The following is a 12897-nucleotide window of genomic DNA, read 5'->3' as shown; positions in this document are numbered from 1 at the left end:
GGTCCCCGCCCATCCGTCCACCCATGACTCACTCCAGGAACCTCATGACACGCCTCGGCGAATCCGTCGCCCGCGCCAGCGAGCTCCTCAGCCAGGACCTCTCCTCCGACCAGACCGTCGAGCGGCTGCTCGCGGAGACGGGCTCGCGGCGCTATCTGGACCTGACGGACCTGTCGCCGAAGGACCAAGCCGAGCTGATCGCGGCCCGCACGGTCGAGGTGCTGCCGGGCGTGGCCGAGCTGGCCGAGCGCATCGAGCGGCGGCGGACCGAGGGCAAGGGGCTGGGGATCAAGCTGGGCATCGACCCGACGGCCGCCGATGTGCACCTCGGCCATGTCGTGCCGATGATCATCCTCAGCCGCTTCCAGCGGATGGGCCATGACGTCACCCTGCTGATCGGTGACTTCACGGCCAAGATCGGGGACCCGTCGGGCCGTACGGCGGAGCGCCCGCCGCTGACCGACGAGGACATCGCGCGGAACCTCGCGGGCTACCAGGAGCAGGTGCGGCCCTTCTTCGACTTCGAGAAGGTCAGCTTCCGGCAGAACAGCGAGTGGCTGGCGCCGTTCACCTTCCCGGAGCTGCTGGCGCTGCTCTCCCAGGTGCCGGTCTCCCAGCTGCTCCAGCGCGAGGACTTCCGCACCCGGCTGGCCGCGGGCTCCGGGCTGACCATGTCGGAGCTGCTGTACCCCATCGCCCAGGGGCTGGACTCGGTGGCGCTGGAGTGCGATGTCGAGCTCGGCGGGGCGGACCAGCTGCTCAACCTCCAGATGGGCCGCAAGCTGATGGAGCTGCGCGGGCAGACCCCGCAGCTGGTCGTCACCATGCCGCTGATCGAGGGCACCGACGGCACCGGCGCCAAGATGTCCAAGTCCAAGGGCAACTACGTGCCGCTGACCGCGACCGCCGACGATGTCTTCGGCAAGATCATGTCGATTCCGGACCGGCTGATGAAGCCGTACCTGGAGGCGTGGACGGAGTGGACGGACGCGGAGATCGCCGCCGCGACCGCCCGGGTGGAGGACCGTTCGCTGCATCCGATGGATCTGAAGAAGGTGCTGGCGGGCGAGGTCGTCGCGGCGCTGTACGGCATCGAGGCGGCCATGAAGGCGCGGGCGGGCTTTGTCGCCCAGTTCTCCAAGAAGAGCTTCGCCGACGTGGGCGCCCTGCCGGTGGTCGACGCCGCCGAGCACGGCTCCGAGACCGTCGCGACCGTGCTCAGCAAGGTCCTGGAGTTCCAGCCCAGTGCCTCGGCCGCCCGCCGGGTCGCCAAGCAGAACGGGCTGCGGCTGGTCGTGGAGACCGAGGGCGGCGACCAGCAGTCGCTGGTGCTCCCCGAGGCCCAGGCGGTACGGCCGCTGGCCGAGGTGGTCGCGGAGACCCTGGCGGAGGCCGGGCTCACCGCCGCCTCCGGCAGCGTCTACCTCAAGGCCGGGCGGAAGATCGCCCACATCCAGGGGCTGTGACCGAGGCGCTGACACCGCCGTTCATGACGGACCGAAGCGGCGGCCGGTGCGCATCCACCACGCGCGCCGGCCGCCGCCGCTCCGGCGGCCTCGCTGAGAAGCCCGGTGCGGTGAGGTCGCGCCCCGAAGGGGCGCGGGGCCGTGTCGATGTGCGGCTCCGCCGCGTGGGCGCGACCCGCCACGGCGCAGCCGCGGACGAACGACCTCACCTCGCGGCACTCCCGCGGTGCGAGAACGCCTAGGCTCGCTCCCGTCTCCCGCCGTGGCGGATGGTCTGCCACAGGGGGGTGCCGAGGGCGACGATGAGGACCGCCCCGGCCAGTTGGAGCAGATGCCGGATCCAGTCGAAGCCTCCGGTGTGCCTGACTCCGATCCAGCCGGCCACCGCGTTGCCCACGATGGCTCCGAGAATGCCGTAGAGGCAGGTCAGCCACAGTGGGATGTCCTGCTTGCCGGGCAAGATCGCCCTGGCAATCACACCGAGGATGATCCCTACGACGATCGCCCACAGCCAGTTCATGTCGCCTCCTGACGCGGTGGGGGATGCGCATTTCCCTCCAGTGTTCGACCGTTTCTGCTACGGCGCATGTCGGAGCGGCGGGTTCATGTCATGGCGTAGTCGGGCGGCCACCCATCGGGGTGCCCCGGTCTCGAACCCCGGGCCTGCGCGGCGTAACGTTGAGTACGTCCCAGAGCGGGGGAGCCTGCTCCTCGATCAGGTGGTGGAACGTGATGCGGAAGCAGGGCGGCCCGGAGGTCTACCGGATCACCGGTGCCCGCCAGGGGCTGGCCGACGACGTACGCGGCCGGCAGCGTCGCTATGTGATCTCGATGTCCGTGCGCACCGTCTCCGTTGTGCTGGCCGCGGTGCTGTGGAACGTGGAGCGCCATGTGGCCATCGTGGCTCTGGTACTGGGCGCGGTGCTGCCGTACATCGCGGTGGTCATCGCCAACGCGGGCCGGGAGAACGCCCCTTCGCTTCCCGCCAGCTTCATCCCGCCCCCGCAGCGGCCGATGCTGAGCTCCGGTCCGCACCAGGACGGCCCGCAGCAGGAGCCGTCGGACGGCCCGCAGGCGGAATCCGTCCCGGAAGACGTCGGACATACCAGCGAGCATGGACGCGGGGGACACGGCTGACCTGCCGTGTTTCCATATGCTCAGGAAAACCTCAGATCAATCGCGCAGTTCCGGTGCACCGCGCCCCATCCCTCGTGACATACTGCGTACGCGCTCCGCATCCCCCGTCGGAGCGACGGACCGACGCCGGGCGGCTCCCCCCGTGGCTGCCCGGCGTCGCCATGTCCGTGGCGGTTTCCGTAGAGTCTGCGGTGTGAACACCCGCGAAACCCCCGCCGAAGACGACGCCGTGATCTGCTCCGCCAAGGGCTGCCGCGCCCCGGCGGTCTGGGTGCTGGCCTGGAACAACCCGAAGATCCACACTCCGGAGCGGCGCAAGACCTGGCTGGCCTGCGAGGAGCACCGTGAGCATCTGTCGCGGTTCCTGGATATGCGGGGTTTTCTGAAGGACGTGGTGACGTTCGAGGAGTGGTCGGCCGCCGAGCACTGATCCGGGCGTGCGGTCGGCCACTCCGGTCTCCCGGTCAGCCGCCGATCGCCGACATCGGGCGGTCCGGCTGGAGGAACGACGGGTCGTCCAGCCCGGACCCCGCCTTCTTGCCCCACATCGCCACCCGCCACAGCCGGGCGATCTCCTCGTCCGGGGCGCCGGAACGCAGCGCGCCGCGCAGATCGGACTCCTCGCGGGCGAACAGACAGGTGCGCACCTGTCCGTCGGCGGTCAGCCGGGTGCGGTCGCAGGCGCGGCAGAACGGGCGGGTGACGGAGGCGATCACGCCGACGCGGGCGGGCCCGCCGTCGACGAGCCAGCGCTCGGCGGGCGCGGAGCCGCGCTGCCCGTCGTCCTCCGGGGTGAGGGTGAAGCGGGTGCGCAGACTGGTCAGGATGTCCCCGGCGGTGATCATGCCGTCGCGCTTCCAGCCGTGCTGGGCGTCCAGCGGCATCTGCTCGATGAACCGCAGTTCGTAGTCGTGCTCCACGGCCCAGGCGAGCAGCTCGGGGGCCTCGTCCTCGTTGAGACCGGGCATCAGCACCGTGTTGACCTTGACCGGGGTGAGCCCGGCGGCGCGGGCCGCCGCCAGCCCGCGCAGTACGTCGCCGTGCCGCTTGCGCCGGGTCAGCGCCTGGAAGACCTCCGGGCGCAGGGTGTCGAGGGAGACATTGACCCGGTCCAGGCCCGCGTCGCGCAGCGCCTCCGCGGTGCGCTCCAGGCCGACGCCGTTGGTGGTCAGCGACATCCGGGGGCGCGGGGCGAGGGCCGCGCAGCGCTCGACGATGGAGACCAGGCCCGGGCGCAGCAGCGGCTCGCCCCCGGTGAAGCGGACCTCGGTGACGCCGAGCTCGGTGACCGCGATGCCGATCAGCCGGACGATCTCGTCATCGGTGAGCAGGTCGGGTTTGGCCAGCCACTGGAGGCCCTCTTCGGGCATGCAGTAGGTGCAGCGCAGATTGCACCGGTCGGTCAGGGAGACACGGAGGTCGGTGGCGACGCGACCGTAGGTGTCGATCAGCATGGCGGCGGCCCCTCCACAGTTCGCGTACGTGTGTGCGCTACGTCAATTGTCCCGCAGCGTACGCGACGCCTGTGACAGTTGGATTTCCGCTGGACCGTGAAAGGGCCGCCCAGGCCCTGTCCGGTGGATCTTTGAGGAGCAGCCCGCGGCGTCTGGTGCGGGGGGCACCTCCCGGCGGTAGCCGGGGGAGCATCGCACGGCGGGGGATCACCCTCGTACTGGGCGTACTCGGGCGACTCCGACAACGCAGCCGGGGGCACCTCCCAGCGGTAGCTGGGGGCGCGGTGCCAGGCGTCGCGGGCCCGATAAGATCCGCCGGGCAGGGCCTGGGGGCTGGTACGGCCGGATCAGTGCGCGCCGTATCCGGTGAGCGAGCGGACCTCCAGCTCCGCGTACTTCTTCGGGTCCGACTCCTCCTTGGAGACCACGGTGCCCAGCCAGCCGAGCAGGAAGCCCAGCGGGATGGAGATCAGGCCGGGGTTCTCCAGCGGGAACCAGTGGAAGTCGACGTCCGGGAACATCGAGGTCTCCTTGCCGGAGACGACCGGCGAGAAGAGCACCAGGAAGACGGAGGAGACCAGCCCGCCGTAGATGGACCACAGGGCGCCCTGGGTGGTGAACCGTTTCCAGAACAGGCTGTAGAGGATGGTGGGGAGGTTCGCGGAGGCGGCGACGGCGAAGGCGAGCGCCACGAGTCCGGCCACATTGAGATCGCGTGCGAAGACCCCGAGGACCACGGCGACGATGCCGATGCCGACGGTGGCCCAGCGGGCGGCCGCGATCTCCTCCTTCTGCGATGCCTGGCCCTTGCGGATGACATTGGCGTACAGGTCGTGGGCGAAGGAGGACGAGGAGGCGAGGGTGAGCCCGGCGACGACGGCGAGGATGGTCGCGAACGCCACCGCGGAGATCACCGCGAGCAGGATGGCGCCCCCGGTGGAGTCCGCTCCGCCGCCGATCTCCTCGGCGAGCAGCGGGGCCGCGGTGTTGCCCGCCTTGTTCGAGGCGATGATGTCGTCGCGGTTCAGCAGCGCGGCGGCGCCGAAGCCGAGCGCGATGGTCATCAGGTAGAAGCCGCCGATGATGCCGATCGCCCAGTTCACCGACTTACGGGCGGCCTTGGCGGTGGGCACGGTGTAGAAGCGGATGAGGATGTGCGGCAGTCCCGCGGTGCCGAGCACCAGGGCGATGCCGAGGGAGATGAAGTCCAGCTTGGTGGTGGCGTTGACGCCGTACTTCTGCCCCGGCTCCAGGAACTCCTTGCCCAGTCCGCTGTTCTTGGCCGCCTCACCCAGCAGGTCGGAGACGTTGAAGTGGAACTTCAGCAGCACCAGGAAGGTGATCAGCAGGGTGCCCGCGATCAGCAGCACGGCCTTGACCATCTGCACCCAGGTGGTGCCCTTCATTCCGCCGATGGAGACGTAGAGGATCATCACCACGCCGACCAGGACGACGATGAGGATCTTCCCGGCCTCGCTGGTGATGCCCAGGAGCAGCGAGACCAGCACACCGGCACCGGCCATCTGGGCCAGCAGATAGAAGATCGAGACGACGATGGTGGAGGTGCCCGCGGCGGTGCGCACCGGGCGCTGGCGCATCCGGTAGGCGAGGACGTCGCCCATCGTGTACCGGCCGGAGTTGCGCAGCGGTTCGGCGACCAGCAGCAGCGCCACCAGCCAGGCGACCAGGAAGCCGATCGAGTACAGGAAGCCGTCGTATCCGGCGAGCGCGATGGCCCCGGCGATGCCCAGGAAGGACGCGGCGGACATGTAGTCGCCGGAGATGGCGAGCCCGTTCTGGAAGCCGGAGAACTGGCGGCCGCCCGCGTAGAAGTCGGTGGCGTCCTTGGTCTGGCGGCCCGCCCACACGGTGATGCCGAGGGTGGCCAGGACGAAGACCGTGAAGAGCGTGATGATCAGCGGCCGGTTGTCCGAGGCGCTCTCGGCGGCCAGGAGGTAGGTCGGGGCACTCATGCGTCGTCCCCCTCCAGGCGGGCCTTGAGGGCGTCGGCGCGCGGGTCCAGCTTGGCGGCGGCGTGCCGGGAGTACCACCAGGCGATCAGGAAGGTGGTCAGGAACTGGGCGAGTCCCAGGACCAGGGCCACGTTGATGTTGCCGACGACCTTGGTGGCCATGAAGCCGTCCGCGTAGTTCGACAGCAGGACGTAGAGCAGGTACCAGCTGACGAACGCGATGGTGAGCGGGAAGGCGAACGAGCGGTGCGCACCGCGCAGTTCGCCGAACTCCGCACTCGCTTGCACCTCGGTGTAAAAAGAGTGATCTTTCTTCAGCTGATCGCCGGGGCGATCGCTGGCCGGTGCGGTATCCACGGTCTCTCCTGGTGGGGGACGGGTACGGCGGCGGTCGTGATCCAGATCACGCATGGTAGGCCGACCTCGAGCCATCCGACAGGGTCCGTGTGGTTGAAAGACGGAGAAGGATCCGGGGGAGCCTTCGACTCCGGGCACTGTGGCGGGTTTTCTTCCGGAATGCATTGATGGCCACGCTTGATCGGCGATAGCTTCCTTCGTCATGTACCCGTCCAGTGCGCAACCGCGCACGGGCGGCCCGTACGGATGATGTGGAGATCCCATGGCTCATCTGAGATCGGCTCCTCCAAGACCCGGACGGCGGGCCGGACACCGCCCGTCGCCGTCGCACCACCGCATCCGCACCACCGCTCTCCACGGCCTCACCCCCGGCCACGCGGCGCACCGGGGCTGTGAGGCGGCGGGCCCGGCCCGCCGGACCGCGGCCCCCGCCGGGCGTACCGGCGTCCCCCGGGTGGCGCGCTGAACGCGCGCCCGCGACACCGGTCCGGAAATCCTGACGATCCGGCCCGGTCCGCCCTCGCCACCGTCCACGTCCGCTCACAGAGAACCGGAGTACCCATGACGTCGCGCCGCCCCTCCCTGCCGCTGCGCACCGCCGCGATACCCGCCGCCATGGCGCTCACCACCGCGCTGGCCTTCCTCCCGGCCACCGCGAACGCCCTCGCGCGGGACGGCCACGCCCCGGCCGCGACCCCGGCCGCCGCCGACGGTCCGTCGATGAGCTATGTCGTCAACACCCGCCCGGGGCACCACGATTCGTCCCGTGTCCGCAAGGCCATCGCCCGGGCCGGGGGCACCGTGGTGGTCGCGTACGACCGGATCGGCGTGCTCGTCGTCCACTCCGCCAACCCCGACTTCGCCAAGACCGTCCGCGCGGTCCGCGGGGTCGCCTCGGCCGGTGCCACCCGCACCGCCCCGCTGACCGCGCAGTCCACCACCGATGTGGGCACCCCGCAGGTACTGACCGAGCGGGAGGAGAAGGCCGCGGCGGCGAAGGCCACGGCCGGTCAGGACCCGCTGGAGCCGCTCCAGTGGGACCTTCCGGCGATCAAGGCGGACAAGGCGCACGAGAAGAGCCTGGGCAGTCCGAAGGTGACCGTCGGGGTCATCGACACCGGAGTGGACGACACCCATCCCGACCTCGCGCCCAACTTCGACCGCAAGGCCTCGGTGAACTGTGTGGGGGGCAAGCCGGACACCTCCGACGGCGCCTGGCGGCCGAGCGCGCAGGAGAGCCCGCACGGCACCCATGTCGCCGGTGAGATCGCGGCCGCGAAGAACGGCGTCGGGGTCACCGGTGTCGCCCCCGGCGTCAAGGTCTCCGGCATCAAGGTGTCCACGACCGCCGGGTTCTTCTACACCGAGGCGGTCGTCTGCGGCTTCATGTGGGCCGCCGAACACGGTGTGGACGTCACCAACAACAGTTATTACACCGACCCGTGGTACTTCAACTGCACCACCGACCCGGACCAGAAGGCGCTGGTGGACGCCATCACCCGGGCGACGCGGTACGCGGAGGGCAAGGGCGTGGTCAACGTGGCCGCGGCGGGCAACGAGAACTACGACCTCACCGCGGACTCGATCACCGACTCCTCCAGCCCGAACGACACCACCCCCGGTGACCGGAATGTGGACCCCGGCGTCTGCCTGGACATCCCGACCCAGCTGCCGGGTGTGGTCACCGTGTCGGCCACCGGCGCCAAGGGGCTGAAGTCCTCGTTCTCCAACTACGGTCTGGGGATCGTCGACATCGCGGCCCCGGGCGGTGACAGCACCGCCTACCAGAGGCCCGAGCCCCCGGCAACCAGCGGTCTGATCTACAACACCCTGCCCGGCGGCAAGTACGGCTACATGGCGGGCACCTCGATGGCCTCCCCGCATGTCGCGGGTGTCGCGGCCCTCATCAAGAGCACCCACCCGTACGCGTCGGCCCGGCAGGTGAAGTCGCTGCTGGCGCACCAGGCCGATGACACCGCCTGCCCGAACCCGTACGACATCGACGGCGACGGCAAGGTCGACGCGGTGTGCGAGGGCGACAAGCGGTACAACGGCTTCTACGGCGCGGGCATCGCCGACGCCCTGGACGCCGTCGAGAAGTGACGGGCTGACCTCGAGCCCCCAACGGGCCGCCGGGCGTATCTCAGCGCCCGGCGGCCCGTGTGCGCTCCGGCACGCGTACGGAGACGGGCACGGACTTGGTCAGCCCGTGGACCGGGCGTTCCGTCTCCGGTGCGAACGACCGGAACAGCCGGGTCGACCGCAGCACGGCATTGGGCAGATGCGGCATATGCGCACGATGGGACCGCCACACCCCGAGTACCGGAGGGGAGTTACCAACTAGTACACTGGGTCGGCTGTGCGCGGTGCCGGCCGTTCCGCGTCCGACGGGCCGTCAACCCGTGGACGTGGCCTGCCGGTACGGGGGCGTTGGTCCGGGCTGTCGGCGCCGGCCCGTATCCTCAGGGACCATGCTCGAGGACCCCACGGAAGCCGCACCGCAGCTCCCATCGCCATCCCTGTGGCCGCCCGGTTATCCGCAGGGGTACGCGGTCGTCGACGTCGAGACCACCGGTCTCGCCCGCGACGATCGGATCGTGTCGGCCGCGGTCTACCGGCTCGACGCCCGGGGCACCGTGGAGGACCACTGGTACACGCTGGTCAACCCGCAGCGCGATCCGGGCCCGGTGTGGATCCACGGGCTGACGCGGGAGACGCTGGCCGACGCCCCGCTCTTCCCGGAGATCGCCGGTGAACTGGCCGAGCGGCTGGACGGCCGGGTGCTGGTCGCGCACAACGCCGTCTTCGACTGGTCGATGCTGGCCCGCGAGTACGCCCGCGCCAAGAGCGCGGCCCCGGTGCGGCAGCGGCTGTGCACCATCGCCCTCTCCAAGGAGCTGGGGCTGCCGCTGCCCAACCACAAGCTGGAGTCACTGGCAGCGCACTACGGGGTGGTGCAGGAGCGCGCCCACCACGCCCTGGACGACGCCCGGGTGCTTGCCGAGGCGTTCCGGCCGAGCCTCCGGCTGGCCGCCGAGGCGGGGCTGCGGCTGCCCCTGCTGGCCTGTCAGCCGCTGACCGAGTGGTCCGACGGACCGTCGGGCGGTATCGGCCGTCAGCGCTCGTACCGGCCCACGAGCTGGCGCCCCAGCCGCAAGCGGCCCGCCTGCCCGTACCCCAACCCGGGGCGCTACGAGCCGGGCGGCGCGCTGGTGCAGGGGATGCGGGTGGCGTTCTCCGGGGACACCTCGGTCGACCGCGAACTGCTGGAGGACCGGGCCGTGGACGCCGGACTGCACGTGGCCACCAGTGTGTCCCGGCTCACCAGCCTGCTGGTCACCAACGATCCGGAGTCGGCCACCTCCAAGACCACCAAGGCCCGGTCCTTCGGCACACCGGTCATCGACGAGGCGGCCTTCATGCAGCTCCTCCAGGACGTCACTCCCGCACCGCCGACAAACAGGTGAAGTCGGCGCGACGCGCCCGCCCGCCGCTAGCCCGCCACCGCGCCGCGCCGCACGCTGTGGCGCATGGCACGTTGTGAGGTCTGCGGAAACGACTACGGCATGACGTTCGAGGTGCATGCGCAGGGCGCCGTCCACGTCTTCGACTGTTTCTCCTGCGCCATCCACCGCATGGCACCCGTCTGCGAGCACTGCCGCTGCCAGATCATCGGGCAGGGCGTCGAGGCGGACGGCGCCTTCTACTGCGGTGCGCACTGCGCCCGCGCGGAGGGGAAGGTGGGCATCGTCGACCACGTATGAGGTCCGTGGGAACCGGACCACGATCCGGACGGGCTCCTGTCCGAACCGGGCCACCCGCGTGGATTGTCGTCCGGTGCCCCCACCGGCCGGGGGACAATCCACGCCGAGTACTGTCAAGGGCGTGTACCGCTTTCTGTTGACCCGGCAGTGGGTGATCCTCACGCTGGTAGGGCTCGTCATGATCCCCACCATGGTCCGGCTGGGGTTCTGGCAGCTCCACCGCCATGAGCACCGGGTCGCGCAGAACCATCTGATCGGGGACAACCTGAAGGCCCCCGCGGTGCCCGTCACCGGCCTCACCGCCCCCGGCCGCACCGTCCCCCGCGAGGACACCTGGCGCACCGTGCGAGCCACCGGCACCTACGACACCGCCCATGAGGTCGTGGTCCGCCAGCGCACCGGCTCCGACGAGCAGTCCATCGGCTACTTCGTCCTCACCCCGCTGACGCTCCCCGGCGGCCGGGCCGTCCTGATCAACCGCGGCTGGATCCCGGCGGGCACGGACCTCACCCGCTACCCCGAGGTCCCCGCCGCCCCCTCCGGCGAGGTCACCGTCACCGGCCGTCTCAAGGCCGACGAGACCACCGCCGGCAGCGGGATCAAGGACAAGCCGGGGCTGCCCGCACGGCAGGTCATGCTGATCAACAGCGAACGGCAGGCCAAGGAGCTGTCCCGGCCGGTGCTGGGCGGCTACATCGAGCTGACCTCGTCCTCCCCCAAGGGCACCAAGCAGCCCGAGCCGGTCGCCGCGCCGGACCACAGCAGCATCGGCCCCCATATGGCCTACGCGATCCAGTGGTGGCTGTTCGCGTCCGGGGTGCCCATCGGCTGGGTGGTCCTGGTCCGGCGTGAGCGCCGGGACCGCGCCGCCGAGAGCGCCTCCAAGGCCCCGTCGGAGAAGATCCCGGCCGCCGCCGGGGCGGAGTAGCTTTCCGCTTCCCGGGAAGATGCCCGATGTGTCTCAGCGCATCGACGACTATGCCCTCATCGGGGACCACCAGACCGCTGCCCTGGTCGGCCGGGACGGCTCGATCGACTGGTTGTGCCTGCCCCGCTTCGACTCGGCGGCCTGTTTCGCCGCGCTCCTCGGCGACCGTGACAACGGCCACTGGCGGCTGGCCCCCCGGGGCGCGGGCGACTGCACCCGCCGGAGCTATCTCGAGGACTCCCTGGCCCTGGAGTCCGTCTGGGAGACGGAGTCCGGCACCGTCAAGGTGATCGACTTCATGCCGCAGCGCGACCGGGCGCCCGATGTGGTCCGTATCGTCGAGGGCGTCTCCGGCAGCGTGGAGATGCACGGCGTCCTCCGGCTGCGGTTCGACTACGGGCATGTGATCCCCTGGGTGCGCCGGGCCGACGGCCACCGGATCGCGGTCGCCGGACCCGACTCGGTCTGGCTGCGCTCGGAGCCGGAGGTGCACACCTACGGCAAGGACTTCAGCACCCGCTCGGAGTTCACCGTCTCCGCCGGGGAGAAGGTGGCCTTCGTACTCACCTGGCACCCCTCCCACGAGCCCCGGCCCCGGCTCGTCGACCCGCACCAGGCGCTGCGCTCCAGCCTCGAGGACTGGCGCTCCTGGGCCGCCCGGTGCGGCTACCGGGGCCCGTACCGGGACGCCGTGATGCGTTCCCTGATCACGCTCAAGGCGCTCACCTACGCGCCCACCGGCGGGATCGTCGCAGCCCCCACCGCCTCCCTGCCCGAGCGGCCGGGCGGAGTACGCAACTGGGACTACCGCTACTGCTGGCTGCGGGACTCCACCCTCACCCTGAACGCGCTGCTGTCCGCCGGATACCGCGACGAGGCCGTCGCCTGGCGCGACTGGCTGCTGCGGGCGGTGGCGGGCGACCCCGCCGAGCTCCAGATCATGTACGGCCTCGGCGGCGAGCGCCGCATACACGAGCACGAGCTCGACTGGCTGGAGGGGTTCGCGCACTCCTCCCCCGTCCGGGTGGGCAACGGCGCGGTGGCACAGCGCCAGCTCGACGTCTACGGCGAGGTCCTGGACACCCTGCACCTGGCGCGGGTCGCCGGGCTGCCCGCCGAACCGCACGCCTGGCGGATCCAGAGCGCGCTGATGGACTTCCTGGAGTCCGCCTGGCGGGACCCCGACGAGGGGCTGTGGGAGGTCCGCGGACCGCGCCGCCACTTCGTCCACTCCAAGGTGATGGCCTGGGTCGCGGCCGACCGCGCGGTGCGCGCCGTCGAGACCCACCCCGACCTGAGCGGGGACGCGAACCGGTGGCGGGCGATGCGCGACGCGGTCCACCGCGAGGTGTGCGAGAAGGGCTACGACCCCGCGCGCGCCACCTTCACCCAGTCCTACGGCTCCACCGAGCTGGACGCGGCGACGCTGCTCATCCCCCGCGTCGGCTTCCTGCCCGCCACCGACCCCCGGGTCACCGGCACCATCGACGCGGTCCGCCGCGAGCTGAGCGAGGACGGTCTGATCCGCCGCTACACCACCGACGGCGACACCAACGTGGACGGGCTCCCCGGCCGCGAGGCCGCCTTCATCGCCTGTTCCTTCTGGCTCGCCGACGCGCTCCAGCTCACCGGCCGCCGCAAGGACGCCCGCGCCCTCTTCGAGCGGCTGCTCGACCTCCGCAACGACGTGGGGCTGCTGGCCGAGGAGTACGACCCGGCCGGCGGCCGGATGCTGGGCAACTTCCCCCAGGCGTTCAGCCATATCGGTCTGGTCGGCACCGCCCTTACTCTCGCCGAGGACACCACGGCAGACTGACCC

At 70.8% G+C, this 12897-nt stretch carries 13 protein-coding genes; 8 read left to right on the top strand and 5 right to left on the bottom strand.

Features of this window, described 5'->3' with window-relative positions:
* The first annotated feature begins 44 nt into the window (after nt 1–44).
* Nucleotides 45–1466, top strand: coding sequence for a tyrosine--tRNA ligase (tyrS, locus tag HUT19_RS31315; protein WP_176183675.1), 1422 nt, complete (start codon nt 45–47; stop codon nt 1464–1466).
* Between the two features lie 238 nt (nt 1467–1704).
* On the opposite strand, the gene HUT19_RS31310 is transcribed toward tyrS, so the two are convergent.
* Nucleotides 1705–1986: a GlsB/YeaQ/YmgE family stress response membrane protein gene (locus HUT19_RS31310; protein ID WP_176183674.1), complete on the bottom strand. Its 282-nt coding sequence runs from the start codon at nt 1984–1986 to the stop codon at nt 1705–1707.
* Nucleotides 1987–2198: 212 nt separating this feature from the next.
* Here HUT19_RS31310 and HUT19_RS31305 point away from each other — a divergent pair, with 212 nt between their 5' ends.
* Complete coding sequence (locus tag HUT19_RS31305) at nt 2199–2603, top strand: DUF3099 domain-containing protein (RefSeq protein ID WP_176187506.1); 405 nt, start codon at nt 2199–2201, stop codon at nt 2601–2603.
* Between the two features lie 193 nt (nt 2604–2796).
* Entirely contained in the window at nt 2797–3033 is a 237-nt protein-coding gene (locus HUT19_RS31300) for a hypothetical protein (protein WP_176183673.1), read from the top strand.
* Nucleotides 3034–3067: 34 nt separating this feature from the next.
* On the opposite strand, the gene moaA is transcribed toward HUT19_RS31300, so the two are convergent.
* The 3 genes from moaA to HUT19_RS31285 all read right to left on the bottom strand — a co-directional run bounded on the left by moaA (nt 3068) and on the right by HUT19_RS31285 (nt 6386).
* Complete coding sequence (gene moaA, locus HUT19_RS31295; protein ID WP_176183672.1) at nt 3068–4057, bottom strand: GTP 3',8-cyclase MoaA; 990 nt, start codon at nt 4055–4057, stop codon at nt 3068–3070.
* A gap of 347 nt (nt 4058–4404) precedes the next feature.
* Nucleotides 4405–6030 (bottom strand): cation acetate symporter, encoded by a 1626-nt coding sequence (locus tag HUT19_RS31290; protein ID WP_176183671.1) that lies wholly within the window; start codon nt 6028–6030, stop codon nt 4405–4407.
* Nucleotides 6027–6386 carry a DUF485 domain-containing protein gene (locus HUT19_RS31285; RefSeq protein ID WP_254885874.1) on the bottom strand — a complete coding sequence of 120 codons (360 nt, stop codon included), beginning with the start codon at nt 6384–6386 and terminating at the stop codon, nt 6027–6029. Before HUT19_RS31285 ends, HUT19_RS31290 begins: the two co-directional genes overlap by 4 nt.
* A gap of 561 nt (nt 6387–6947) precedes the next feature.
* Here HUT19_RS31285 and HUT19_RS31280 point away from each other — a divergent pair.
* The gene (locus HUT19_RS31280) at nt 6948–8489 is read left to right on the top strand and encodes a S8 family serine peptidase (protein WP_176183669.1); all 1542 of its coding nucleotides are present in this window, start codon (nt 6948–6950) and stop codon (nt 8487–8489) included.
* A 40-nt stretch (nt 8490–8529) separates the two neighbouring features.
* Here the strand turns inward: HUT19_RS31280 and HUT19_RS31275 are convergent, their stop codons facing one another.
* Complete coding sequence (locus HUT19_RS31275) at nt 8530–8676, bottom strand: hypothetical protein (RefSeq protein WP_176183668.1); 147 nt, start codon at nt 8674–8676, stop codon at nt 8530–8532.
* 181 nt (nt 8677–8857) lie between these two features.
* Between HUT19_RS31275 and HUT19_RS31270 the strand changes: the two genes are divergently transcribed.
* From HUT19_RS31270 to HUT19_RS31255, 4 genes are all read left to right on the top strand, one after another.
* Nucleotides 8858–9853 carry a DEDDh family exonuclease gene (locus tag HUT19_RS31270; protein ID WP_176183667.1) on the top strand — a complete coding sequence of 332 codons (996 nt, stop codon included), beginning with the start codon at nt 8858–8860 and terminating at the stop codon, nt 9851–9853.
* Between the two features lie 63 nt (nt 9854–9916).
* Nucleotides 9917–10150, top strand: a complete 234-nt coding sequence (locus tag HUT19_RS31265; RefSeq protein WP_176183666.1) for a hypothetical protein — start codon at nt 9917–9919, stop codon at nt 10148–10150.
* A gap of 121 nt (nt 10151–10271) precedes the next feature.
* Complete coding sequence (locus tag HUT19_RS31260; protein WP_176183665.1) at nt 10272–11078, top strand: SURF1 family protein; 807 nt, start codon at nt 10272–10274, stop codon at nt 11076–11078.
* A 28-nt stretch (nt 11079–11106) separates the two neighbouring features.
* The gene (locus tag HUT19_RS31255; RefSeq protein ID WP_176183664.1) at nt 11107–12894 is read left to right on the top strand and encodes a glycoside hydrolase family 15 protein; all 1788 of its coding nucleotides are present in this window, start codon (nt 11107–11109) and stop codon (nt 12892–12894) included.
* The last annotated feature ends 3 nt before the right edge of the window (nt 12895–12897 follow it).

The organism is Streptomyces sp. NA02950 (genome assembly GCF_013364155.1).
Lineage (GTDB): Bacteria > Actinomycetota > Actinomycetes > Streptomycetales > Streptomycetaceae > Streptomyces.
The sequence above is the reverse complement of the archived record's forward strand: the minus strand, read 5'-3'. Positions and strand labels throughout refer to the sequence as shown.

Coding starts and splice junctions, on each gene's coding strand:
- tyrS (WP_176183675.1), top strand. CDS start 45: ATGACACGCCTCGGCGAATCCGTCGCCCGCGCCAGCGAGCTCCTCAGC.
- HUT19_RS31310 (WP_176183674.1), bottom strand. CDS start 1,986: ATGAACTGGCTGTGGGCGATCGTCGTAGGGATCATCCTCGGTGTGATT.
- HUT19_RS31305 (WP_176187506.1), top strand. CDS start 2,199: ATGCGGAAGCAGGGCGGCCCGGAGGTCTACCGGATCACCGGTGCCCGC.
- moaA (WP_176183672.1), bottom strand. CDS start 4,057: ATGCTGATCGACACCTACGGTCGCGTCGCCACCGACCTCCGTGTCTCC.
- HUT19_RS31290 (WP_176183671.1), bottom strand. CDS start 6,030: ATGAGTGCCCCGACCTACCTCCTGGCCGCCGAGAGCGCCTCGGACAAC.
- HUT19_RS31280 (WP_176183669.1), top strand. CDS start 6,948: ATGACGTCGCGCCGCCCCTCCCTGCCGCTGCGCACCGCCGCGATACCC.
- HUT19_RS31275 (WP_176183668.1), bottom strand. CDS start 8,676: ATGCCGCATCTGCCCAATGCCGTGCTGCGGTCGACCCGGCTGTTCCGG.
- HUT19_RS31270 (WP_176183667.1), top strand. CDS start 8,858: ATGCTCGAGGACCCCACGGAAGCCGCACCGCAGCTCCCATCGCCATCC.
- HUT19_RS31265 (WP_176183666.1), top strand. CDS start 9,917: ATGGCACGTTGTGAGGTCTGCGGAAACGACTACGGCATGACGTTCGAG.